Annotated in this window: 18 protein-coding genes and 2 pseudogenes; 2 read left to right on the plus strand and 18 right to left on the minus strand. The window is 73.0% G+C overall.

The window, feature by feature from the left end; all coding sequences use genetic code 11:
• Position 1: 1 nt before the first annotated feature.
• The 5 genes and pseudogenes from N8N77_RS04225 to N8N77_RS04245 form a co-directional block, all read right to left on the minus strand.
• Complete coding sequence (locus N8N77_RS04225) at positions 2–1,546, minus strand: lipopolysaccharide biosynthesis protein (RefSeq protein ID WP_261164877.1); 1,545 nt, start codon at positions 1,544–1,546, stop codon at positions 2–4.
• Positions 1,543–2,484 (minus strand): glycosyltransferase, encoded by a 942-nt coding sequence (locus N8N77_RS04230; RefSeq protein ID WP_261164878.1) that lies wholly within the window; start codon positions 2,482–2,484, stop codon positions 1,543–1,545. Before N8N77_RS04230 ends, N8N77_RS04225 begins: the two co-directional genes overlap by 4 nt.
• Complete coding sequence (locus N8N77_RS04235) at positions 2,481–4,145, minus strand: glycosyltransferase (RefSeq protein WP_261164880.1); 1,665 nt, start codon at positions 4,143–4,145, stop codon at positions 2,481–2,483. Before N8N77_RS04235 ends, N8N77_RS04230 begins: the two co-directional genes overlap by 4 nt.
• A gap of 37 nt (positions 4,146–4,182) precedes the next feature.
• Positions 4,183–4,323: pseudogene (locus N8N77_RS13440) on the minus strand (DapH/DapD/GlmU-related protein); the annotation flags it as partial.
• A 452-nt stretch (positions 4,324–4,775) separates the two neighbouring features.
• Positions 4,776–5,846, minus strand: coding sequence for a Gfo/Idh/MocA family protein (locus N8N77_RS04245; protein WP_261164882.1), 1,071 nt, complete (start codon positions 5,844–5,846; stop codon positions 4,776–4,778).
• A gap of 113 nt (positions 5,847–5,959) precedes the next feature.
• Here N8N77_RS04245 and N8N77_RS04250 point away from each other — a divergent pair, with 113 nt between their 5' ends.
• The gene (locus N8N77_RS04250) at positions 5,960–6,553 is read left to right on the plus strand and encodes an acyltransferase (protein WP_261164884.1); all 594 of its coding nucleotides are present in this window, start codon (positions 5,960–5,962) and stop codon (positions 6,551–6,553) included.
• 65 nt (positions 6,554–6,618) lie between these two features.
• On the opposite strand, the gene N8N77_RS04255 is transcribed toward N8N77_RS04250, so the two are convergent.
• From N8N77_RS04255 to argS, 13 genes and pseudogenes are all read right to left on the minus strand, one after another.
• Positions 6,619–7,005, minus strand: coding sequence for a hypothetical protein (locus tag N8N77_RS04255; RefSeq protein ID WP_261164885.1), 387 nt, complete (start codon positions 7,003–7,005; stop codon positions 6,619–6,621).
• Complete coding sequence (locus N8N77_RS04260) at positions 6,996–9,605, minus strand: BACON domain-containing protein (RefSeq protein WP_261164887.1); 2,610 nt, start codon at positions 9,603–9,605, stop codon at positions 6,996–6,998. Before N8N77_RS04260 ends, N8N77_RS04255 begins: the two co-directional genes overlap by 10 nt.
• A gap of 61 nt (positions 9,606–9,666) precedes the next feature.
• Positions 9,667–10,512 (minus strand): putative rhamnosyl transferase, encoded by an 846-nt coding sequence (locus N8N77_RS04265; protein WP_261164890.1) that lies wholly within the window; start codon positions 10,510–10,512, stop codon positions 9,667–9,669.
• A pseudogene (locus N8N77_RS13445) lies at positions 10,509–12,298 on the minus strand (DUF4012 domain-containing protein). Before N8N77_RS13445 ends, N8N77_RS04265 begins: the two are co-directional and overlap by 4 nt.
• Entirely contained in the window at positions 12,295–12,942 is a 648-nt protein-coding gene (locus N8N77_RS04280; RefSeq protein ID WP_261164896.1) for an LPXTG cell wall anchor domain-containing protein, read from the minus strand. The pseudogene N8N77_RS13445 and the gene N8N77_RS04280 overlap by 4 nt, the downstream one beginning before the upstream one ends.
• Before the next feature lie 143 nt (positions 12,943–13,085).
• Positions 13,086–14,159, minus strand: coding sequence for a peptide chain release factor 1 (gene prfA / locus N8N77_RS04285; protein WP_261164898.1), 1,074 nt, complete (start codon positions 14,157–14,159; stop codon positions 13,086–13,088).
• Positions 14,160–14,166: 7 nt separating this feature from the next.
• On the minus strand, positions 14,167–16,149 hold the full coding sequence (rho, locus tag N8N77_RS04290) for a transcription termination factor Rho (protein ID WP_261164899.1): 1,983 nt from the start codon (positions 16,147–16,149) through the stop codon (positions 14,167–14,169).
• 210 nt (positions 16,150–16,359) lie between these two features.
• On the minus strand, positions 16,360–17,772 hold the full coding sequence (thrC, locus tag N8N77_RS04295; RefSeq protein WP_261164900.1) for a threonine synthase: 1,413 nt from the start codon (positions 17,770–17,772) through the stop codon (positions 16,360–16,362).
• A gap of 16 nt (positions 17,773–17,788) precedes the next feature.
• Positions 17,789–18,745 (minus strand): homoserine kinase, encoded by a 957-nt coding sequence (thrB, locus tag N8N77_RS04300; protein ID WP_261164902.1) that lies wholly within the window; start codon positions 18,743–18,745, stop codon positions 17,789–17,791.
• Entirely contained in the window at positions 18,742–20,040 is a 1,299-nt protein-coding gene (locus tag N8N77_RS04305) for a homoserine dehydrogenase (protein WP_261164904.1), read from the minus strand. Before N8N77_RS04305 ends, thrB begins: the two co-directional genes overlap by 4 nt.
• On the minus strand, positions 20,037–21,464 hold the full coding sequence (gene lysA / locus N8N77_RS04310; protein WP_261164905.1) for a diaminopimelate decarboxylase: 1,428 nt from the start codon (positions 21,462–21,464) through the stop codon (positions 20,037–20,039). The genes N8N77_RS04305 and lysA overlap by 4 nt, the downstream gene beginning before the upstream one ends.
• 48 nt (positions 21,465–21,512) lie before the next feature.
• Positions 21,513–22,265, minus strand: coding sequence for a DUF2993 domain-containing protein (locus tag N8N77_RS04315; RefSeq protein WP_261164907.1), 753 nt, complete (start codon positions 22,263–22,265; stop codon positions 21,513–21,515).
• Positions 22,266–22,329: 64 nt separating this feature from the next.
• On the minus strand, positions 22,330–23,994 hold the full coding sequence (argS, locus tag N8N77_RS04320) for an arginine--tRNA ligase (RefSeq protein WP_261164909.1): 1,665 nt from the start codon (positions 23,992–23,994) through the stop codon (positions 22,330–22,332).
• 151 nt (positions 23,995–24,145) lie between these two features.
• Here argS and N8N77_RS04325 point away from each other — a divergent pair, with 151 nt between their 5' ends.
• Positions 24,146–24,787, plus strand: a complete 642-nt coding sequence (locus N8N77_RS04325; protein ID WP_261164911.1) for a nucleoside triphosphate pyrophosphatase — start codon at positions 24,146–24,148, stop codon at positions 24,785–24,787.
• The last annotated feature ends 149 nt before the right edge of the window (positions 24,788–24,936 follow it).

A 24,936-nucleotide genomic window follows, 5' to 3' on the forward strand; every position in this document is an offset into this window, starting at 1 on the left:
CTCACGAGGTGCCGTCGACAGGCGACGGAGCGGGGTCGGACGGCGCGGGTCGACGCCGGGTGACGAGGCGCCCTGTCACGCGTGCGACGAGGCCCTGCAGCTCGCCGAACACCGCGGGCATCGTCCAGCGCGCGACGGGAAGGTAGGCGGCGATCATCCCGAGCGCGATCAGCCCGACCGCCGCCGGATGCGGCAGGTCGTCGCAGAGCAGGGCGATGGGCACCCCCGCGGCGAGAGCTGCCGCGACGGCGGGAAGCGTGCGCGCCAGCGGCGACGCCGCCGTCCACCAGGGGATCCCGAGCACGCGCGAGACGATGATCCAGCGCGTGGCCGTGGCGGCGATCGCCACGGCGAGGAAGCCCGTCGCGACGGCGGCGAGGCCGTGCGGGGCGACGAACCAGGTGGTCACGACGGTGACGGCGTCGACGACGACGACGTACGCCAGCCACACGCCGGGTCGGCCGACGCCCGAGAGCAGTCCCCGATCCATCCCGCTCAGCGCGAAGGCACCGGCGACGGCGTAGATCGCTCCGGGGACGACACTGGCATCCCACTGCTCGCCGAAGACGAGCGGGAACAGGTGCGCGCCCGAGACGGCGATGCCGACCATCACCGGCACGACGAGCGCATGGGCGACGCCCTGCACGCGGATGTAGCCGGCCGCCAACCGGTCGGCGGCGTCGCGGATGCGAGCGAACAGCACGACGGACACCGGCTGGACGGCGTTCGCGGTGAGCTCGTAGGCGATGGTGACGAGGCGCTGCGCGACGTTGAGGTATCCCAGCCCCTGCACGCCGAGGAACAGGAGGACGATCGCGTTCTCGAGCCAGACACGCCCCTGGCCCACGAGGTCGGCCGCGATCACCTTGCTGCCGAAGTGCAGCATCTCCCGGAACTCCCGCCACGAGAAGCCGAGGCCGGGGCGCCAGCGCGCGGCCGTCCACGCCATCACCATGACGATCACCTGGTAGACGAGCGTCTGCCACACGAGCGCCCACACGCCCCACCCGGCGAACGCGAGCACGATCGCGACCGCCTGGCCGGCAACGCCCGCCGCGACCGACTGGATCGCGATGGCGCGGAACCGCAACTCGCGCCGCAGGATCGCCATGGGCACGGCGTTGAGTGACACGATGAACGCCGCCGGTGCGAGCGCGCGGATCACGTCGGCGGCCGCCGGCTCTTGCAGCACGGCGGCGATCGCGGGCGCCGCGAGGGCGAGCGCAGCGCTCAGCGCCAGGCCCACCGCCGCCGCGTACCAGAACGCCGTGCGGAAGGTGCGCGGGCGGGGGTCGGCCGCCTGCACGAGGTACGTCGAGAACCCCAGGTCCGCAAGCGTGTGGACGAGCGGCAGCAGCGACCCGGCGAGCGCGACGAGGCCGAAGTCCTCGGGCGTGAGCAGGCGGGCGAGCACCGCGACGGTGAGGAACCCGAAGATCCGCACGGCCCACTGCTGCGTCATCGTCCACGCCGCGCTCGTGGCGGCCTTCCCCGCCAGCCCCTGTTCGCCGCCCGAGGCGGCGCGCGACGCCTGGGATGCGGTCACGATCCGACCCCGCGCAGGGCGCGGCGCTGCGACGCGGCACGAGCCCGTCGCAACGCCGCGAGAAGACGCCGGGCCGCGCGCACGGCGGCGGGATCGCGGATCGGAAGCGACCGCCACCCCGCCCATGCGGTCCGTTCCAGCCAGCGCTCCCAGCGCGCGGCCGCCGGATGCTCGCTGCCGTGGTGCCACGGCTTGGCGGTCTCGGTGAAATGGATGACGCCGGGGTGCTCGATCGCTCGCGCCACCTCGTCGGGCCACAGCGCCCACCCGGCGCAGTCGCCCCGGTACTGGCTCGTCTGCACGTTCCACCGCAGGGGGAGCTCGGTCCAACCGGGCCCGACGATGCCGTTGAGCGCGTCCTGATCGCCCCAGCGCAGGGGGGATCGGCGCAGCAGGCGCAGACAGCGCGAGCCGACGTCGGCGTCTCGCCAGGCCGTTCGGTCGATCAGCAGCACTCCCGAGTTGAAGTACAGCCCGCCGGGGTCCAGCCCGAGCTGCCGCCACGGAGAGCCGTTCATCGTGGCGGCCCACGGGGTGTTGGCATCGCGCACCGCCCCGAGCACGCCGCCGCGCAGGTCGGCGGCGAACACCTCATCCAGCGCGTCCTCGACGACCGTGTCGGCATCGAGATAGAGCACCCGCTCGACCTCGTCGGGCAGGAGCTCGTCGAGCAGCAAGCGGTACAGCGCCGCGATCGACAGTGAGGTCGTGTAGTGGGCGCCGCGCAGCCGCGCCTCGTCCACCGTGATCCACGACACCGTGGCGCGGGCCACGCCTGCCTGCACCCGCGCGCGCACATCGGCGGGCAGGCCCGGCTGCAGGATGTGGACGGTGATGTCCTCCGCGCCCGGCGAGGCGTCGATGCTCGCCAGCGCGACGGCGAGTGGCAGCGCGAAGTCCCGGTCCACGCACATCGCGATGTGCCGCCGCACGCTCATCGGTGGCCACCGGTGGCGAGCCGCTGCCCGGGCAGCAGGATGCGGTCGAGGGGCCGGGGGGACGCGCCCGCGACGGCGGCGATCTTGCGCAGCACGCGGACCAGCACCGCGCGGGCCCGCAGGGCGCGCCGATCGCGCCGGTCGAAGCGCGGCAGGGCCTCTTGGATGCGCCACAGCAGCGGTGCGTTCGCCTCGATCGCCAGCAGCGCCCGGCCGTACGCCCTGGCGTCGTCGTCGGGCTTGGGCGGCGGCGCGTCGGTCAGCCGGGCACCGCGGGCTGCGCGCTCAGCTGTGGCTGCGTAGGCGACCTCGAGCCACGCGAGCCATTCCTCCTCGGCCGCGAGCGCGTCGGCGGCGCGGCGCGCCCGCACGGAGGCCTCGGCGCGCTCGCCCGCGTCGCGCACGAGCTGCGCGATCCGGGCGACGAGCGCGTCCGGGTCGCGGGGGCGGTCACGCTCATCGACGACGAAGTCCGCGATCCCCAGCGCCCGGGCATGCCCCTCGTGCGCGTCGAGGGTCACCGCCGGCAGGCCGGCCCCGCACGCCTCCAGCAGCGAGGTGAGGGACGAGAACGGAAACGTGTCGAGGTAGAGATCGGCGGCGCGCAGGTACGGTGCCGGATCGGTCACGGGCCCGAGCGCCCGCACGCGGCCCGGGAAGCGGCGGCGCAGCCAGGGGAACGGACCGTCGTCCTCGCCCGGGCCGATCGCGCAGAACGCCAGCGAGGGCTCGGCCTCGAGCGCCGCAGCGATGAGCTCGCCGAACGAGGGCCGCATCCGCGTGTCGCCGAACTTCACCGCACGTGCGACGGTCATCGCCACGACGGTGCCCGGTGCCATGCCGAGCTCCTCGCGAGTTGCCGGGCGCACGTCGGGGACAGCCGGCACCAGCAGGGGCAGGCGGACCACGGCGTCGTCGTCGTAGCCGCGCAGGCGCCGCGTGAGGGCCGCGCCCGCCGCCCGGAACTCGGCGATCGTCGTCGCACGCGTCGGCGCGGCGAGCATGAGGTGGTCGGCGTGGTCGAAGACGATCACCGGCGCGCCCGCGTACCCACTGCCGAAGGCGACGGCCGACACGGGGTCGTCCGGCTGCAGGTGGCACACCACCATGTCGACGCCCCCGGCGAGCTCGCGCAGCCTCGCGGCCCGGGCGAGGGGATCGCCGGCGCCGAGCGCCCGCGCGGTGCCGCCGACGGCGGCGCAGGCCTCGCGCAGCCCGGCGGTCACGTCGTCCTGGCGCACCACGACGACGTCGGAACGGCTGGCGGTGTCGCGGCGGATCCAGCGCTCGGCGAGCTTGCTCAACCCGCCGATCGACGCGGCCTCGGTGAGCACGTGCAGCACGCGTCGCCGCCCGCCCGCGCGCGGCGCGACGGGGGCGGACGGCGCCAGCGCCCGCTGAGCGATGCGGTCGGCGACGCGCTCGAACCGAGCCGAGCGCAGCCGGCCGGTCGGGTTGGTCATGGCGAAGGTCATCGCGACGCGGCACCATTCCATGGCGGTGACGGCCCGACCGCTCGCGAGGCGCCGCTCGGCGATCCGCAGCGCGGCATGCATCACGGCGTCGTTGTGGCGCAGCTCGTCGTCCGAGCCGTGCGCACGCGCGGCGGGCGTGCCGCCCAGCGGCGAGGTGGCAGACGACAGGGGCGTCATGCTTGCCATGTCACAGCGCCCAGCTGACGCCGCTGCGAAGCGGGACGGCGGGGACGCCGCCGACGAGCGTTCGGGGCGGCACGTCCTTGGTGACCACCGCCCCTGCCGCGACGACCGCGCCGTCCCCGATCGTCACGCCCTTGAGGACGACCGCCCTCGTGCCGATCCACACGTCGTCGCCGATGATGATCGGAGCCGACATGACGCCGCGGCCCCCCTCCATGGCGTGGCTGTCGCTGTCGCGCACGATCACCTCGTCGGCCAGGCCGGTCCCCCTGCCGATGCGCACCTCCTCGAAGCAGAGGATGCGCGCGCCGTTGTTCATGCCGAGCGAGCGGTCGAACTCGAGGGTGGCGCCGGGATCGGCGATCACGCGGCACCCGGCGTGCACGTCCACGCTGCCGTTGACGATGAGCGTGGCACCTCGGGAGAGGTAGAACGTGCCGGGCAGCGGCGTCGTCTTGAGCGCCTCCCACTTCACGCCGATGTTGAGGGTGCCGCTGCCACGCAGCTCGCCGTGCAGGCCGACGCGGGTCTCGCGGTACACCTTGCCGCTCAGGCCCGCGGCGCGCAGGACCCGCATGGCGTTGAGGTCGAGCCGCGTCACATCGATGAGCCGGTTGAACATCGCACGCCCCCTCAGCCCTCGAGTGCGGGAACGGCGGCGGGGACGGGCGTGGGCGCGGCCACCGCGACGGGTTCGCCGTGACGCTCGAGGCTTTGCGTGGCGGCGGCGAGCACCGACAGCACTCGCAGTCCCGAGGCGCCGTCCGTGCGTGGCGCACGGCGACCACGGATGGCCGCGGCGAACTCGGCGACGACCCCGGCGAGCGCCTCCCGCTCCGGCAGCGCGGGAGACCAGGTGTCACCGATCCGGTACGACACCTGCGCCGACCGCACCGCCTCCACGCCGTGGCTGGCGAGGTCGACGCCGCGGTCGAACACGCTGACGCGCTGCTGCGGGTTGAGGTCGTCCCACACCAGGGTGCTGCGGGTGCCGCCGATCACCATGCGCCGGATCTTCGTGGGGCTGAGCCAGTTCACCTGGATGTGCGCGATGCCACCACCGGGCAGCGGCATGGCGAGGAAGCCGACGCAGGCGCGCCCGGTGCCGAGCGGATCCGCTCCCAGCGCCGACACCGTGGTCTGGGGCAGGCCTCCCGGCAGCACGAAGTCGAGGATCGCGAGGTCGTGCGGCGCGAGGTCCCACAACACGTCGACGTCGGACTGCACGAGTCCCAGGTTGATGCGGGTCGAGTCCACGTAGAGGATGTCGCCGAGTCGGCCCTGCGCGATGAGCTCGCGGATCTTCATCACCGCGGGCGTGTAGCAGTACGTGTGATCGGTCATGAGCACGAGGCCGCGCTCGCGGGCGAGAGCGACCATCGTCTCGCCCGCCTCGCGACCGTCCGCCAGCGGCTTTTCGACCATGACGTGCTTGCCGGCCTCCAGTGCGCGGCACACCAACGCCCGATGCGTGCGCGCGGGCGTCGCGATGGCGACCGCGTCGATGAGCGGGTCGCCGAGGACCTCGTCGATATCGGTCCACACGGGGGCGCCGCCCACGGACTCGGCCACCCGCGCCGCGCGCGCCCGGTCGAGGTCGCAGATGCCGGCGAGGTTCCAGTCGTCGGCGGCGCGGAGGTTCCTCGCCAGGTTCGGTCCCCAGTAGCCGGCGCCGATGACCGCCGCGTTGTATCTCTCCGTCACAGCTGTTCTCCTATCGGGGGACGGCGCCTGGCGCCGCGGTCCGGGGCTGCGGCCCCAGCGGGCCACGACTACACAGAGCGGCGCCCGCCGCCGCTGATACGAAAGAGACGCCGATGACCTTTCCCGCGATCCCCGACTCCGCCGACGTCTCACCCGATGCCCGGGTGGGCGAGCGCACGCGCATCTGGCATCTCGCACAGGTGCGCGAGGGTGCCCGGATCGGCGCGGACTGCATCGTGGGCCGCGGGGCGTACATCGGACCCGGCGTCGAGGTGGGCGATGGCTGCAAGATCCAGAACCACGCGCTGGTGTACGAGCCGGCCCGGCTCGAGGACGGCGTCTTCATCGGCCCCGCCGTCGTGCTGACGAACGATGAGTTCCCGCGCGCCGTCACGCCGGACGGACGCCTGAAGGACGCGTCCGACTGGACGGCGGTGGGCGTGACGATCGAGCGCGGCGCCTCGGTGGGCGCCCGTGCCGTCTGCGTCGCGCCCGTGCGGATCGGCGCGTGGGCGCTCGTCGCCGCCGGAGCCGTCGTCACGCGCGACGTGCCCGCGCACGCGCTCGTCGTCGGGGTGCCGCCCCACCCATCCGATCCGGCGGGCCGCCCGCTCGTCGCGGAGGGCGGAGGCGAGTGGGCGTGCCCCGTCACGGGAGAGCGATACCGCGAGACCGACGGCGCGCTCCAGGCGGTCGACGCCCGCTGAGTGGGCGCGGAGGCGGCGCGGTGCGGCCGCTGCCGGCACGTCCGGCGGCAGCACGCATCTCGCGCTCAGTCGGTCGTGATGCGAGCCTCGTGGATGGTCGCCATCGGGCCGACGCCGGAGGAGCCCGCCACGTTGATCGCGAGCCGCGCCCCGGAGATGTCGCGCGCCACGGTGCCCACCTGCGTCCACGTTGAGCCGTCGTCTGTCGAGACGGAGGCGACGATCGTGTGGGTGCCCGCGTCGCGCTGCAGACGCAGCACCAGCTCTGTGGCGTTGCTGGGCAGCCGCGGCAGGTCGGTGGCGCGCCCACCGGATTCGTCGATCAGCGCGATGGCGTGGCCCCCGACCCACGAGTTGTACGCGCGGGTGAGCTCGATGTACTCGTCGTCGTGGCCGTAGAGCACGATCCCGGCGTGCTGCGTGTTCGCCTCGGGCGCGAAGCTCAGCGACACCTGGGCGCTGCTCCAGTTCTCGGGCAGATCGCGGAAGAGGGTGTTGTACGTGTTGTTCGGGCCCTCCCAGAGATCGCCGGGCAACGCGGGGACGTCGAGGCCGTCGTCGCCGTAGACCACGCCGTAGCCCCAGCCGATCTCGGTGTCCCGCGGGGCGCCCGCGGAGGTGCGCGCGACGAAGTCCCAGCCGTCGGCGACGAGTGCCGCCCGATCGGCGTAATCGAAGGTGTGGGTCGACCCCTCCCCCGGCACCGGGGTGGGTGTCGGCGTCGGTGTGGGGGTCGGCGTCGGTGTCGGGGTCGGCGTGGGGGTCGGCGTGGGGTCGGCGTGGGGGTCGGCGTCGGGGTCGGTTCGGGCCCCTGCCCACCTGCCGCGACCCGCAGATCCGAGAACGTCGCATACGGGAACCCGGACGGCGATGCGGCCGTCACGAGGGCGAGACGGGCGTCGTCGACGTTTGGCATCGCGCCGCCCACGGCCGTCCAGGTGGCGCCGTCGTCCGTGGAGAAGGAGCCGGAGATCTCGCCCGAAGCCGGTCGTTCGAGCCGCAGCAGCAGCGAGCGCGCGCCGGTCGGCACCCGTCCCGCGTCGGCGGCGTCGCCGTCGCGTTCCGTGATGGTCACGACGCCGTTCCCGCCGGCATACGCGTTGTACGCCCTCGAGATCTCGGCGTAGTCGTCGTCCGAACCGTAGATGGCGATCCCCGCGTGCTGCGCGTGCTGGTACGGCTCGAACCGCACCCGCACCTGCACGCGCGACCAGTCCTCGGGCAGGTCGCGGAACAGGGTGTTGCGCGTGTCGTTCGCCGACCGCCACAGGTCGCCGGTGTCGACCGGAACGCGCACGCCCTCCCGCGTGAAGCGCAGGGCGACCCCCGTCTCGGTGTCGCGGGCCGCGCCGTCGCGCGTGCGCCCGAGGAAGTCCCAACCGTCGGCGGCGAGAGCCGCGGCGTCGGCATAGTCCAGCGGAAGCACCTCCGCGGCCCCACCGCGCACGATGAGCGTCACCGGCACGGTGACGGTGTTCGCGTTGGACGTGGATCCGACCGTGACCACCGCGCGGTGCACCCCCTCATCCAGCCCGCTCGCGTCCACGGACACGGTCGCGCGCTCGCCGTCGGCGCCCGCGCCGGGCGACACGGAGAGCCACGGCTCGGCGCTCGTCGCCGTCCACTGCAGCGCTCCCCCGGCCGCCTCGGTGATGGTCAGTTCCTGGGGCGCGGCGCCGGCGTCGTCCGCGACGAAGCGCAGTTCCGCCGCGTCGACGGCGACGGCGGGCGCGGGAGCGGACCCCACCGCGATGCGAGCGGTCTGCGGGTCGTGTCCCACCGGCGCCGAGAAGGTCACCGTCGATCCGTCCTGCGTGAACGGCACCGAGGCGTCGCCGATCCTCACGTCCGCCGCGTGCTGACCCGCGCCCAGATCCGTCTCGAAGGTGACGACGTCCTCCGGCGAGAGCGAACGCTCGAAGTCGCGGACCGGGGAGGGCGGCATCCCGATGCGATGGAAGGCGAAGGAGACCTCGCCGGGCGCGGCCGCATAGGCCGAGAGCACCGTGCGCTCGCGCTGCAGGATGTAGCGGACGACATCGCCGATCGGCGCCACCCAGACGTCCCGCTCCGTGGCATAGGTGATGGCCCCGTCATCGTTCGGGATGTCGTGCAGCACGAGGTTGGCCCACTTCCCCTGCGCCTCGGCGGCGTCGACGATCGTCTTCAGGTCGGCGGGAGGGTACGGCGTGTGCTCGTGCGAGTTGAAGCTCTTCAGGTTCATGTAGTCCTGCGGGACGGCGTCCTCGAGCGCGTTGATGTTGTAGCCACGGGCGGAGAGGAAGTAGTCGTCGGCGACCACGCCGAACTCGGCGTCGCGCCACCCGCACGGCCACACGAGGGAGACCACCTCGTCGGCGTTTCCGGTGGCCAGCGCCGCGCCGTCGATGCTCGGAACGATGTCGTCGATGAGGGTCTGATAGTCGGTCTTCGCGCAGCGATGGTTCACGAGGTGCGATCCGATCTCGTGTCCGTCCGCGTGCAGCGCCGCGTAGTCCGGCGGCGGTTGCGTGCCGTTCATCACGAACGTGCCGGAGGCGCCGTTGATCGTGAGGTCGAGGGCGCCCGAGCTGCGCCCGTCATCCGTGGAGGCGCTGAAGGCCCCGGCGTGACCGTCGCGCCAGGTGGCGGCGCGCACCGGGACGGCGGGGTTGATGATCGCCACCACGGGGATCGCCGCCGTCACCTCGGGGTCGTCGTCCTTCGTCACGACGATGCGGGTCTCGTGCACCCCGACCGGCAGGCCGGCGCAGTCGGCCACGACGGGCGCCTGCGAGGGCGTCATCCCCGCGGGCTCCGGCAGCGATGCCCACGGGGCCTCGCTGCGCGCCGTCCAGGCGAACTCCGCCAGGACGAACGTCACGACCGACAGCAGCTGCTCCTCGGGGCACGCCTCTCCCTCGACGGCCGAGAAGACGAGCTGGGCGGGACCCACCTCGATCTCCGGTGGGGTGCGCTGTTCCGCGGCGGCCGCCGTGGGCGCTCCCATCACGCTCGTCAGCAGCGCCGCGCACACGGCGCCCAGCACCGCGCTCTGCCCTGTCCGGTTCATCCCTCACCCCTTGTCGTCCCCACCCCCGTCAGGAGCAGGCGATGCCGCTTCTGATACGGCCTCACCGCAGCACGCGGTCCTTCAGCCGATCCAGTCCGTCCCGTCCCACCGCCGCCATGACGGCTCCCTTCACCGCGCCCCGCGCCAGTTCCCGCGACTCGCGCAGAGGCCGCCGCACGAGAGCGTCTGCGAGCACGTCCGCGCGTCGGGCGGCGTCGAGGTCGTCGAGCATGCCGGGGAAGAGCGCGCGGTGGCGAGCGGGGTCGGCGAGCCGTCCGCGCACCCGATTGCTCACGTTGCGTGCGTGCACCACCTGGATCCAGCCCGGCGCCCCGCCGGTCGAGACCGTGGGCATGTGGCGGGGCACGAGGGTGTGCCAGTCGCACCATGCCGTCCGCGGGGCATGCCAGCCCTCGGCGACGGAGACGAACGCGTTGTGCCGGTCGCGGCGCAGGTACACGCGCGGGCCTTGCCGGATCAGCCCGTTGCCCAGGTAGAGGGCACGCCGCTCTCCCGGCACGACGAGGCGCTGCAGTCGCTCGGCGAAGTCGATGGCAATCGCGTCGTCGTTGTCGAGATTCGTCGTCAGCAGCATGCGGCCCCGGCCGCCGCTCGCGCGACGCGCGTCGTCTGCCACCTGGGCGGACGTCACCGCCTCGGCGTACACCGGGACGAAGGCACCCGCCTCGACGAGCGGCGCGAGCCGGGCGCGGAGCCACTCGGGGCTCGCCGGGTCGAAGTACACGACCCAGCTCACCGGCGCCGTCTGCGCCGCCACCGTGGGCACCGTGTAGCGCAGGAAGAGCTCCACGCGTTCGCGCAGCCAGCCCTCCTGGGCCCGGATGACCCCCTCCCGTCCCGCGGAGGGCAGGTTGAAGCGCGTGAGGAGGACGTGGTCGACGCTCATCGGCACGCCACCTCCCCGGTGTGCACGGCCGGGTCGACGAGGAGCGGCGTATGGATGAGCACCGGTGCGGCTCCCCGGCGCGCCGGGGCGACGATCCGGAACGACACGGTCGCGTCCGCCCCGGGGTCGACGGTCACGCGGGCGCCTGCGGAGGGGTGCCCGTGCGCGGTCCCGTACGACGCCTGTGCGGGCGTACCGTCGATCCACACCCCCTCGACGACACCGCCGGGCGGCGCGAGCGCGGTCACGTGCAGCCCCAGGTCGGTGCGCTCGACCCCCGAGAACCCCGGCGCCATGGTGAAGGGGAAGTCGACTCCGGCCGGCACCCCGCTGCGGATCGTCGCGGTCAGCGTGACGGCCGCGCGCCCGTCTGGCCTACATTCCGACTCCGCGGCGAAGGAGGCGTCGAGGTAGGCGTCGAGCTTGCTGCCCGAGACGTTGTCGAGCAGCAGGCCGTAGCCGTCTTCCCCCGCGGCGTCGAGCCGGGCGAGCATGCCCGCGGCCGAGGTCTGCGCGAGGATCCGCTGCTCGTCGGCGTCCGCGCTCCACACGGCGATCCTCCCCGCGTCGGTGAGCGGGCCGAGCATGGCGCCGAGGCGCGGCAGCTGTCCGGCCGACGCGATCAGCCGCTCCGTGGCGGCGCGCACGACCTCCCGGAAGTAGCCGGTCTGTTCGTCCTGGGTGAGGCGGAGGTAGGGCGCGCGCAACAGCTCGTCGAGCAGATTCTCGGCGCCGATCGCCACGCCGCCCACCTCGACGGGGCCGGTCACCCGCAACCCCTCCCGCAGCACGATCGGGTCGATCGACACGACCGCGTCGACGCCCTCGCCCTTCTCGAGTCGCCAGAACTGCGCGGCCAGGCGCGCGGACAGGGGGAAGTCGGGGGTCATCGTGAGGTTTTGCACGAAGCGCCCCGTCGCCGCGCCGCCCGGGTGTCGGGCGGCAGGGGGATCGCGGGGGCATCGACGACGGGGAAGGCCGCACCGTCGGCATGGTCGACGAGCTCGATCCGCCCGTCGGAGGCCTCAAGCGAGAGGAAGGTACCCGTGAGGCCACCGGCCGCCCGCAGCTCCGCGGGATTCTGCACCATCAGCAGGATGCGGCGGGGCTCGCCGTCCCCGAGGAACGCGGCCAGCAGCCGCGCCGCCGGCTCCACGGACGACAGCACGGGCTGCGCGGCGGAGAGGGCCGTGTCCACCCGCTCCACCAGCCGGGCGGCGGGACCGACGACTCCGGTCATGTCCAGCCGCGCCAGGTCGTCGCGTGCCACGTCGACGGACCGCCTCGCGGCAGTGAGCGCCACCGCCAGCTCGTCCGTTGCTCCCACGTCGACGCGCTCGCCGTCCAGCCGCAAGGCCGCGACGACATCCGCCGCGGCCGCCGCGGTGGGGGTGACCCCACGCGCGGCCACATGGTCGACCGCACCGGCCGTGACCCGCACCGCGGCCAGGGTCGGCCCGATCCCCGGCACGAGCTCGGCGGCCCGCCACAGCGGATCGGCGGTGTGCCCGGCCAGCGCCTCGGCGTGCGACGCGAGCTGCGCCGCCTCCTCCCGCACCGCGCCGAGATCGAGGGTCGGGGCCGTCGCCGTCGCCTCGAGGCGCCCCGCCGTGTCGACGAGCGCCACCGCCTCACCGGCGGCGAGCACCGCCCTCACGCCGAGCCACGCGAGCGCGGCGACGAGCGCCAGGCCGAAGGCACCGGCGACGCGTCGCATCACTCGGCGCCGGGACGGTGTCCGCCGACGGGCATCAGACCCGCTGGCGAGCGCCGGCTTGTCGGTCATCGGCGGGCGCGGCGACGGCGGGCCATCCAGGTGAGCAGTCCGCCCCCGGCCAGCAGCGCGCCGCCCAGCACGAGCGGCCCCGCGGGATCGACACCGGTAGCGGGAAGCGCGGCCTCGACCGTCGACGGCGCACCGTCGATGCGCGGCGAGACGGAACACGTCGGCGTTCCCGGCGGGTAGCTCACCGCGACCGCGATCTCGGGATTCACCACGATCGAGACCCCCGCGCCCTGCCGGGTCCAGCCGTGGTTCGCATCGCCCACGTCCTCATACGAACCGTCGGGATGCGTGACCCAGCCCGGCCACTGCACGCCCGTCCCGCTCTCGTCCACGCCCGCGCCCGGCCAGAGGACGCTGCCGGAGAGCGTGTTGTCGGCGCCGAGCGTGCCGAGGGGGACAGCGACACGCTCGGCGCCTTCCGAGAAGACGAGCGACACGTCGTTCGACGTGGCGAGCCCGTCCGGATCGACGAGCGTGACGTCGTAGAAGATCCATGGCGCGTCGCGGATGCACTCCGCGTGCGCCGTGGCGTTCAACGACGGCTCCGTCTCGCCGGGGGGTTGGTAGGGCGCGTACAGGCCATCATCCACACCCGCCGCGGACCCCGGACCCAGCAGCAGTGCGACCGTTGCGGCACCGATCATGGCGTGCACGTCGACCCGTCCCCTCCGGCGCCCACCCCGATGCGGGCGCTCCTCATGCGTGAGGAGTGCCGCCCGCCGCGCCTGATACGTGGGCGTGCGCTTCTTTCCGGCGCATGCCGAGGCGACGCCCGGCGGGGAGCGGGTCAGTCGCCGAGGGCGGCGAGGCGCTCGGCCTCGTCGGCCTCGATGCAGGACTGGATGACGGGCTCGAGTGCGCCGTTCATGACCTGGTCGAGGTTGTAGGCCTTGTAGCCCGTGCGGTGATCGGCGATCCGGTTCTCGGGGAAGTTGTAGGTGCGAATCCGCTCGGAACGGTCCATCCCGCGGATCTGCGACTTGCGCGCGTCGGCCGCGACGGCGGCCAGCTCCTCCTGCTGCTTCGCCAACAGCCGTGCACGCAGCACGCGCAGTGCCGCCTCGCGGTTCTGCAGCTGCGACTTCTCGTTCTGCATCGACACGACGATCCCGGTGGGCAGGTGCGTGATGCGCACGGCGGAGTCGGTCGTGTTCACCGACTGCCCGCCCGGCCCCGAGGAGCGGAACACGTCGATCTTCAGGTCGTTCGGATCGATCGCGATCTCCTCGGGCTCGTCCACCTCGGGGAAGACGAGTACGCCGGTCGTCGACGTGTGGATGCGGCCCTGCGACTCGGTGGCCGGCACCCGCTGCACGCGGTGCACGCCACCCTCGTACTTCAGGTGCGCCCACACGCCCTGTGCGGGGTCGGACGACGACCCCTTGATTGCCACCTGCACGTTCTTGTAGCCGCCGAGGTCGGACTCGTCGCGCTCGAGGATCTCCGTCTTCCACCCGCGCGAGGCCGCGTACTGCAGGTACATGCGCAGCAGGTCGGCGGCGAACAGGGCGCTCTCCGCGCCGCCCTCCCCCGCCTTGATCTCCATGATCACGTCGCGAGCGTCGTCCGGGTCGCGCGGGATCAGCAGCCGGCGCAGCCTCTCCTGTGTCTCGGCCAGGTGCTCTTCGAGCGCGGGAATCTCGTCGGCGAACGCCTCGTCCTCACGGGCCAGCTCGCGCGCGGCCTCGAGGTCCTCCCCCGCGCCCACCCACGCCTGGTGCGCGGCGACGATGCGCGACAGCTCGGCATAGCGCCGGTTGACGCGCTTGGCGCGCGCGGCATCGGCGTGCACCGCCGGGTCGGAGAGCTCCTCCTGCACCCGGCGGTGCTCGTCGATCAGCGCATCGACGGACTCGAACACGCGCGGGTCAGCGGATCTCGTTCTCGGATCCGGAGGAGCGCCCGCCGGCCGAGGGGATGCTCTTCTGCATCTGAACGAGGAACTCGACGTTCGACTGCGTCTCCTTGAGCTTCTCGAGGATGACCGCCAGCGCGTGCTGCTGGTCCATGCCGGCCAGCGCGCGGCGCAGCTTCCAGGTGATCTTCACCTCGTCCGGGTTCAGCAGCATCTCCTCGCGGCGGGTGCTCGACGCGTTCACGTCGACCGCCGGGAAGATGCGCTTGTCGGCGAGCTGGCGCGACAGGCGCAGCTCCATGTTGCCGGTGCCCTTGAACTCCTCGAAGATGACCTCGTCCATCTTGGACCCGGTCTCCACGAGCGCCGTGGCGAGGATCGTGAGCGATCCGCCGTTCTCGATGTTGCGCGCCGCGCCGAAGAAGCGCTTCGGCGGGTACAGCGCCGACGCGTCGACGCCGCCCGAGAGCACGCGGCCCGAGGTGGGCGCCGAGACGTTGTAGGCGCGTCCGAGGCGCGTGATCGAGTCGAGCAGCACGACCACGTCGCGGCCCAGCTCGACGAGCCGCTTGGCGCGCTCGATGGCGAGCTCGGCGACGGTCGTGTGGTCCTCGGCGGGGCGGTCGAAGGTCGAGGCGATGACCTCGCCCTTGACCGTGCGCTGCATGTCGGTGACCTCCTCGGGGCGCTCGTCGACGAGCACGACCATGAGGTGCACCTCGGGGTTGTTCTGCGCGATCGCGTTCGCGATCTGCTGCAGCACGATCGTCTTGCCCGCCTTCGGCGGCGCGACGATCAGGCCGCGCTGTCCCTTGCCGATCGGCGCGACGAGGTCGATGATCCGCTGGGTCAGCTTCTCGGGGGCCGTCTCGAGGCGCAGGCGGTCCTGCGGGTAGAGGGGCGTGAGCTTGCCGAACTCGACGCGGTTCGCCGCATCGTCCACCGACAGGCCGTTGATCGAATCGACCTTGACGAGCGCGTTGTACTTCTGGCGGCCCTGCTGCTCGCCCTCGCGGGGCTGCTTGATGGCGCCGACGACCGCGTCGCCCTTGCGCAGGTTGTACTTCTTGACCTGGCCGAGCGAGACGTACACGTCCTGCTGACCGGGCAGGTAGCCCGTGGTGCGCACGAAGGCGTAGTTGTCGAGCACGTCGAGCACGCCCGCGATCGGGATGAGCACGTCGTCCTCGCCGATCTCCGGCTCGAACTCGTCCTGCTGCACCCCGCGCGTGCGCTTGCCGCGGCGGTTGCGCTCCTCCTGAGGCTGCGCCTCCGGCGCGGGCTGGCCGCCGTTCTGCGGCGCCTCGCCCTTGTTCTTGTTGCGGTTGCGGCTGCGGCTGCGGCTGCGGCGGCTGCGGCCGGAGCCCTCCTCGCCGCCCTCGCCGTCCTGCTCGTCGCCGGATTCGGCCTCGTTCTTGCCGGCGTCGGCCTTCGCGGTCTCGCCCTTCGCGGCCTCCGCGTTCGAGGCCTCGGCCGGAGCCGCGTCGCCCTCGGCCTGGTCGGTCCGCGGCGCCTCGGCGGCGTCGCTCGCGGCGGCCTTGGTGCCGCGGCCTCCGCGCGAGCGCGGAGCCTTGGCGGGCTTGCCGGCGTCTGCCGGCTCCTCGCCCTCGGCGGGCGTGTCGGCGACCGCGGTCGGCGCGTCGGCCTCGGCGGCGGGCTTCTCGCCCTCGGGCGCCTCCGCCTCGGCGGCCTTGCCGCGGCGGCGCGGGGCACGCTTCGGCTTCTCGGCGGGCGCCTCGTCGGCGGCGGGCGCCTCGGCGGCGGGCGCGTCGGCGGTGGCCGCGTCGGCGTTCGCAGCGGCGGGGGCGGCGCCCTCGTCCGTCACGGTCTCGACGGCCGCGTCGCTCGCAGCGGCCTTCGCGCGACGCGGGGCGCGCTTGCGCGGCGCCTTCGCCGGCGCTTCGGCCGCGGGGGCCTCAGCAGTAGCGAGAGCGGTGCCGCTCTCGTCGCCCTTCGCCTCGGGGGCTTCGGACTGGATCTCGGAGATGGACTCCAACGTGACTCCTCATCGGGTCGTGGATTCTCAGCCATCCGCAGGGGGATCCGTCAGAAGGATCCGCCGTGCGCGCGCCACGTCGTGCGCCGGTCAACCGGTTGCCGCACCGAAGAGAACACACTCGGCCGGACGGTCGGGTGACCGTGCGGGGCTTCGCAGATTGCGACGGAGGTCAGAATTCGTGCTCTGAGGCACCCTCCGCTGTGATCCTCACTGTACCACCTGTCGCAGCGCCGACGACGCGATGTAGTCCTGCAGCGCCCGCGCGTCGTTCGCCATCTCGACGACATGCTGCGGTGCGGCCATCATCTCGCCCAGTTCGGGCGAAAGCTCCAGGTCGACGCCGATCGCCTCGCGGATCGTCTCGGCGAACTTCTGGGGCTTCGCGGTCTCGAGCACGAGCATGGGCACGCCCGGCTCGACGTACTCGCGGGCGACCTTCACGCCGTCCGCCGTGTGGGGATCGATGATGTCGCCCGATGCCTCGTGCACGGAGCGGATGGTCGCGAGACGGTCCGCGTGCGTCGACGTGCCGCTGACGAGGCCGAACTCCTCGGCGAACCGCGGCTGCTCGCTCGAGAAGTCGAACGAGCCGCCCTCCAGTTCCCGCCAGGCGGCGAGGACGCGCGCGGCGTCGCGGCCCGCGAGCTCGAAGATGAAGCGCTCCAGGTTGGACGCCTTGGAGATGTCCATCGACGGGCTCGAGGTGGCGAGCGTCTCAGCGGCGCCGCGCGGCCGGTAGATGCCGGTGCGGAAGAACTCGTCGAGCACGTTGTTCTCGTTGGTCGCGAGCACGAGCCGGCGGATGGGCAGGCCCATCTGCCGCGCGTAGAAGCCGGAGAGGATGTTGCCGAAGTTGCCGGACGGCACGGTGAACGACAGCTCGGTCCAGCCGCCCGCGTCGGTGGCGCGCAGCCACGCCCAGAAGTAGTAGACGACCTGAGCGGTGATGCGGGCGAGGTTGATGGAGTTGACGGCACCGAGGCTGTGCTCGCGCTTGAACTGCAGGTCCCCGGCGAGCTGCTTGACGAGGTTCTGGCAGTCGTCGAAGACGCCGTCGATCGCGATGTTGTGGATGTGCGGGTCGTTCAGCGAGAACATCTGCGCGCGCTGGAAGGCGCTCATCCGCCCCTGCGGCGACAGCATGAACACGGCGATGCGCTCCTTGCCGCGCAGGGCGTGCTCCGCCGCGGATCCCGTGTCGCCCGACGTGGCACCGAGCACGTTGAGCACGGCGCCGCGACGCTCGAGGGTGTATTCCAGCACCTGACCGAGGAACTGCATGGCGAGGTCCTTGAACGCCAGCGTCGGCCCCTCCGAGAGGCCCACCAGCTCGATCCCCTCGCCGATCCGGCGCAGCGGCACGACCTCCGCCGGGAACGGCTCGTATGCCGCGGCGACCATTCGCGCGAGGTCCTCGCGCGGGATGTCGGTCGCGAACAGGCCGATCACCTCGGTGGCCAGCTGCGGGTAGGTCAGCGCCCGCCAGCGTTCGAGCGTCTCGCCGTCCACCTCCGGCAAGGCCGCGGGCACCGCGAGCCCGCCGTCGGGGGCGAGCCCCTCGAGCAGCGCCTCGCTGAACGTCAGCGGCTCGGCACCGCCCCGGGTGGAGATGTAGTTCATCGATCCGCTCCTCGCGTCATCCCGCCGTGCGGGACATGTCCATTCTGGGGTCGTCTGCCGTCCAGGTCGTCCCGCCCAAGAAGTCGACGGCCAGCATGAGGGGCTGCCACGATCCGTCCGCCGCCTCCGCGGCGACGGCGGCGGCCTCGAGGCGGCGCCCGGGACCGTCGGCGAGCACGAGGACGCTGGGGCCAGCCCCGGACACGACGGCGGCGAAACCAGCGGCCCGCAGCGCGTTGACGAGCGCGAAGGTCTCGGGCATCGCCTGCGCCCGGCGCTCCTGGTGCAGCTTGTCCTCGGTCGCCGACATCAGCAGGTCGGGGCTCTGCGTGAGCGCCGCGATCAGCAGCGCGGAGCGCGAGACGTTGAACACGGCGTCCTCGCGCGACACCTCGGCGGCCAGCACGCTGCGCGCCATGGACGTCGACATCGTGCGGTCAGGCACGAACACCACGGGGGCCACGCCGCGATGCACGAGCAGCTTCTTGTGCTGGGGAACGCCGTTCTCGGTCCACGCGATCGTCAGCCCGCCGAACAGTGCCGGCGCGACGTTGTCGGGGTGTCCCTCGAGCTCGGTCGCGAGACGCAGCAGGTCGGCGTCGGTGAGCTGCCCGTCGAGCAGCCCGTTGGCCGCGAGCACGCCCGCGGCGACCGCGGCCCCCGACGATCCCAGGCCCTTGCCGTGCGGGATCCCGTTGTGTGCGACGATCCGCAGGCCAGGCGCCCGGCGGCCGGCGGCCTCGAAGCAGTACCGGATGGTGCGAGCGATCAGGTGCGAGTCGTCGCGCGGGATGTGCTCGGCGCCGCTGCCCGAGACCTCGATCTCGAGCTCGCCGGGCGGGAGTGCCGTCACCTCGACCTCGTCGTACACGCTGAGGGCGAGCCCGAGCGTGTCGAAGCCCGGACCGAGGTTGGCGCTGGTGGCCGGGACGCGCACGTGCACGGTGCGCGTCTCGGCGGCTGCGGCGCTCATTCCCCTTCCACGCGCAGCACCGACACCACGCGCTCGACGGCGTCGCTGGCGGCCAGTCGGGCGACGGTGTCGCTCAGCGCCTGCTCCCGAGCGCGGTGGGTGCCGATCACGATCGACGCCAGCCCCTCGTCGCCCTGGCTCTGGTCCACCGTGGCGACGGACACCCCGCCCTCGGCGAAGATGCCGGCGATCGTCGCGAGCACACCGGGCTCGTCCGTGGCCTCGAGGCGCACCTGGTAGCGGGTGAGGATGCGCCCGATGGGTGCGGTCGGCAGGCTCATGCGCGGCGACTCGCCCACCCCCACACCCCCGGCGATGTGGCGACGCGCGGCCGAGACGACGTCGCCGAGCACGGCCGAGGCGGTCTCGAGACCGCCGGCGCCCGCGCCGTAGAACATGAGCGCGCCGGCGGCGGCCGCCTCCACGAAGACGGCGTTGTTGCCGCCGTGCACGCTGGCCAGCGGGTGGTCACGTTCGATGAGCGCGGGGTACACGCGCACCGAGATGGCCTCCTCGCCCTCGTCCTCGAGGCGCTCGCACACGGCCAGCAGCTTGACGACGAACCCGGCCCTGCGGGCCCCCTCGATCATGTCGGCCGTGACGTTCTCGATGCCCTCGCGGTGCACGTCCTCCAGCGACACCTTCGTGTGGAACGCGAGGCTGGCGAGGATCGCCGCCTTCTGCGCGGCGTCGTAGCCCTCGAGATCCAGCGTGGGGTCGGCCTCGAGGTAGCCCAGGTCGGTGGCGATGCGCTGGGCCTCCTCGGCGCTCAGCCCCTCCCGGTCCATCTTGTCGAGGATGAAGTTAGTGCTGCCGTTGACGATGCCGAAGATGCGCTGGATCCGGTCGCCCGCGAGCGAGTCCTTGAGCGGCCGGATGATCGGGATCGCGGCCGCCACGGCCGCCTCGTACGACACGCTCGCGCCGACCTGATCGGCGGCGTCGAAGATCTCCGCGCCGTGGGTGGCCAGGAGCGCCTTGTTGCCGGTGACGACGTCGGCGCCCGACGTGAGCGCCGTGAGCAGATGCGTGCGCGCGGGCTCGATGCCGCCCATCAGCTCGATGACGATATCGCTGCCGACGATGAGGCTCTCGGCGTCGGTGGTGAGCAGCTCGCGCGGCAGCTCGACGTCGCGCGGCGCGTCGAGGTTCCGCACGGCGATGCCCGCGAGCTCCAGCTCGGCGCCGGCACGCTCGGCCAGCTCCTCGCGATGGGTGAGCAGCAGGTGCGCCACCTGCGATCCGACCGAGCCGGCGCCCAGCAGCGCGACCCGGAGCGTGCGCTTCTCGATCATGCCTTCTCCTCGTTCGGGCGCGCCGCGCGCGGGTCCAGGCCCAGGTCGCGGGCAAGCAGGTCGTCGATGCTCTCGCCGCGCACGATCACGCGGGCGGATCCGCCCGACACCGCCACCACGGGCGGGCGAGGCACGGCGTTGTAGTTGCTGGCGAGCGAGTAGCAGTACGCGCCCGTCGCGGGCACGGCCAGCAGGTCACCGGGCTCGACATCGCCGGGCAGGTATTCGGCGTCCACGACGATGTCGCCCGACTCGCAGTGGCGACCGACGACGCGCGCGAGCGCGGGCGCGGCGCCGCTGGTGCGCGACGCGATCCGCGCGGAGTACTGCGCGCCGTACAGGGCGGTGCGGATGTTGTCGCTCATGCCGCCGTCCACGCTCACGTAGAGGCGGCTGAGGGCGTCGCTCACCTGCACGGGCTTGACCGTGCCGACCTCGTACAGCGTGACGCCGGCGCGGCCGACGATCGCGCGCCCCGGCTCGAAGGCGAGCTCGGGCACCGGGATGCCGCGGGCCGAGCACTCCCGCGCCACGGCGTCGACGATGTCACCGGCGAGCTGCGTGATGGGGGTCGGGTGGTCGGCACGGGTGTACGCGATGCCGTAGCCGCCGCCCAGGTTCAGCTGCGGCACGTCGCCGCCCTCGAGCAACCGCGCGTGCACCTCGACGAGGCGTGCGGCCGACTCGGCGAATCCGGCGGGCCCGAAGATCTGCGATCCGATGTGGCAGTGCAGCCCCGCGAACCGCAGGTGGGGCAGCTCGCGGATGCGCGCCACGATGTCGGGCGCCTGTGCCAGCGCGAAGCCGAACTTCTGGTCCTCGTGCGCCGTGGCGAGGAAGTCGTGCGTCTCGGCGTGCACGCCGCTGTTCACGCGGACGAGCACCCGCTGCACGACGCCCAGGCGCTCGGCCACCGCGGCGAGCCGCTCGATCTCGATGGCGCTGTCGACGACGACCGATCCCACGCCCACCGACGCGGCGTGCTCGAGCTCGGCGACCGACTTGTTGTTGCCGTGCAGGCCGATGTACTGCGGGTCGGCGCCGGCGGCGAGCGCGATGGCGAGTTCCCCGCCGGTGGCCACGTCGATCGCGAGGCCCTCCTCGCGCACCCAGCGCGCGACCGCGCCGCTGAGGAACGCCTTGCCCGCGTAGTACACGCGGGCGCGGGTGCCGTGGCGAGCCGCGGCGTCGCGGAACGCGGCGAGCACCTCGCGCGCCCGCGCGCGCACGCCATCCTCGTCGAGCACGTACAGCGGCGTGCCGAAGTCGCGGGCGAGCTGGGAGGCGGGAATGCCGCCGATCCGCAGCACGCCGTCGGCATCCCGGTCCGCGCCGGCGGGCCACACCGCCTCGGCGAGATCGTTCGGGTCGTCGGGCACGGCGAGCCACTCGGGCGCGACGGCCCCGGCGGAGCTGTGAGTCACCCGACGAGTCTAGGACGACTCCGCCGGGGGCCCGGCGCGCACTGAGCCTTATGCGCAGCCGCCGGGCCGCTGCAGCGTCGGATCGTTCAGCAGCCCGCCGTCGACGACGAGATGAGCGATGAGCCGCTCCCCCTCGACGCGCGCGTCGGACAGCGTGACGCCCGCAGGCAACGCCTCGGCCAGGCACACCGGGATCGGCTGGGTGAGCGTCGTCGGCACACCGGGCGGCAGTGCCCCCGGCAGCTCGAGCCGCCACTGCCCGAGCGCGACCTCCGTGGGCGACAGCAGGAGCCGCCCCTCCGAGGCCGAGGGGCGCAGGGTGAGGTGCAGGGCGCCGAGGATCGGGACGTCGCCGGAGACCTCGACATCGGGCTCCGCCAGGGCGATCGCGGCGGCCCCGCCGAGCGCCTCCCACGCGCTGCCCGCGCTCGCCCGGCTCACGAGGGTCTCGAGGGCGGCGGCCTCGAGCGACGCGGTCGCCGTCGCGTCGTCGGCGGTCATGCCGTGCACGTCCACCCCCTGCAGCGCCAGGCGCACGTCTGCGGTGACGCCCTCGTACTCCACCCGCTCACCCGTGACGCGCGCGTGCTCGATCCGGCCGCCGATCAGCTGCGGGATCACGAGCCCCGGGATGTCCACGTCGAGGCTCCCGACGCGCGCGCCGGCCTCCTCCACGGCCTGTTGCACGCGGTCGCGGATGACGGAGCGCGCGATGGCCTCACCGGCGGCAAAAGCGCCGGCCGCGATCGCGATCACCACGACGACCGCGACGACCCATCCCCACCGCCCACGACGCCTCATAGCGGCACCCTCTCACACCGAGCCCGGAGCCGGCCGAGACGGCGGCGCCGAGTCCGACACCGGTTCACATCCGCTCGGGGGCGCTCACTCCCAGCAGGCCGAGGCCGTTGCGCAGCACCTGCCCGGTGGCGTCGTTCAACCACAGGCGCGTGTTGTGCACCGGCTCGACGGGCTCGTCGCCCTTCGGCGTGACGCGGCAGTTGTCGTACCAGCGGTGGTACAGGCCGGCGATCTCTTCCAGGTAGCGGGCGACGCGGTGCGGTTCCCGCTGCTCGGCGGCGAACGCCACGACGCGCGGGAACTCCTGCAGGGCGCCCAGCAGGGCGGCCTCCGTCTCGTGCGTGAGCAGCTCGGGGGCGAACGAGTCGCGGGTCACCCCCGCGTCGACGGCGTTGCGCGCGACGTTGTGCGTGCGCGCGTGGGCGTACTGCACGTAGAACACCGGGTTGTCGTTGGTGCGGCGCTGCAGCACGTCGAGGTCGATGTCGAGGTTGGAATCCGTCGAGCTGCGCACGAGCGCGTAGCGGGCGGCGTCCACGCCCACGATCTCGACGAGGTCCTCGAGGGTCACGACGGTGCCGGCGCGCTTCGACATCCGCACGGGCTGGCCCTCGCGAAGCAGGTTCACCATCTGCCCGATGAGGATCTGCAGGTTCACGCCCGGCTCGTCGCCGAACGCCGCGCACATCGCCATGAGTCGCTTGACGTAGCCGTGGTGATCCGCGCCGAGCATGATGATGCAGCGATCGAAGCCGCGCTCGCGCTTGTCGAGGTAGTAGGCGAGGTCGCCGGAGATGTAGGCCGGCTTCCCGTCCGACTTGATGACGACCCGGTCCTTGTCGTCGCCGTAGTCCGTGGTGCGCAGCCACACCGCACCGTCCTGCTCGAAGATGCGACCGAGGTCGCGCAGCCGCTGCACCGCCCGGGCCACGGCGCCGGAGGTGTGCAGATCGTTCTCGTGGAAGTACACGTCGAAGTCGACGCCGAACTCGTGGAGGCTCTTCTTGATGTCGTCGAACATGAAGTCGACGCCGATCCGGCGGAAGGTCTCCTGCAGCTCGTCCGCGTCGAGCGCCGTCAGGTCGCCGTCGTATGCGGCGACGACACGCTGCGCGATCTCACCGATGTACGCCCCGCCGTATCCGTCCTCCGGGGTGGGCTCGCCCCGGTATGCGGCAACGAGGCTGCGCGCGAAGCGGTCGATCTGCGCGCCGTGGTCGTTGAAGTAGTACTCGCGCGTCACGTCGCCACCCTGGGCGGCCAACAGGCGCGCGAGCGAGTCACCCACGGCGGCCCAGCGCGTGCCGCCGAGGTGGATCGGCCCCGTCGGGTTCGCCGACACGAACTCGAGATTGATCTTCTGCCCGGCGAACGCCGTGCCGGTGCCGTACGACGCGCCGGCATCGACGATCGTCCTCGCGAGCGCACCGGCGGCGGCCGCCTCGAGGCGGATGTTGATGAAGCCCGGCCCGGCGACCTCTACGCCGGCCACCCCATCCACGGCGACGAGACCGTCGGCGATCTCCTGCGCCAGCTCCCGGGGGTTCGTGCCGAGCTTTTTGGCGAACTTCATGGCGGTGTTCGTGGCCCAGTCGCCGTGGTCGCGGTTCTTGGGGCGCTCGAAAGCGATGTCGGCCGCCGTGATCCCCAGCTCCTCGCCCGGTCGACGTCGCTCGGCGATCGGCGTGAGAACGGCGAGCAGAGCGGCGGCGAGGGCATCGGGATTCATAGGCCTCAAGTCTAGGGCGGCGCACCCGCGTGAATTGCCGGGCGCCGCCCGATGAGGACGGCGCCCCACTCCTCCGCGGGAGGACGACGCAACCCGGGCTTCATGGCGGCGCCCACCGCCCTCCGCGCCGCCCGGTCGATACCGTGGAGCCATGCAGGTCTGCCTCGCCTCCACGTCGCCCGCCCGCCTCATGCTCATGCGCCAGGCCGGCATCGAACCGCGCCTGGAGGCGCCCGGGGTGGACGAGGAGGCGGAGATCGCCGCGGTGGAGGCCGCCGAGAGCCGCACCCTTCCGCCCGGCGAGCACGTGCTCGTGCTCGCGCGCCTCAAGGCGCGGGACGTCGCGTCCAGGCTTGCCACCGAGGACTTCGACGGGATCGTGATCGGCGGCGACTCGATGTTCGAGCTCGACGGCGTCGTCTACGGGAAGCCCCACACCTCCGAGAGGGCCACAGCGCGCTGGCACGAGATGCGCGGCCGCACCGGCGTGCTGCACTCCGGCCACAGCGTCATCCGGGTCTCGCCCGGCGCGGAACCCCGCGAGGTGCATGCCGTGGCAGAGGCGGCGGTCTCGTTCGCCGCCGACGTGGACGACGCCGAGATCGCCGCCTACGTCGCCACGGGAGAGCCGCTGCAGGTCGCCGGCGCCTTCACGGTCGACAGCCTGGGCGGCGCCTTCATCGAACGCGTCGAGGGCGACCCCTCCACCGTCGTGGGGATGTCGCTGTCCACGGTCCGCCGCCTCGTCCGGGACCTCGGCATCACCTGGACCGACCTCTGGAACCGGGCCTGACGAGCGGGCACGATCGGCACACGTGCCCGCGCCGCGAGCGACGCCCGCACTATCCGCGGTTCCGGCCTCGCGCGGACACCGGTCGTAGACATCACGACACGATTTCGGCGCTTTGTTGTCGGGGGCGCTCAAAGGAGCGGGGGCCACCG

The organism is Microbacterium sp. Marseille-Q6965 (assembly GCF_946151065.1).
Taxonomy (GTDB): domain Bacteria; phylum Actinomycetota; class Actinomycetes; order Actinomycetales; family Microbacteriaceae; genus Microbacterium.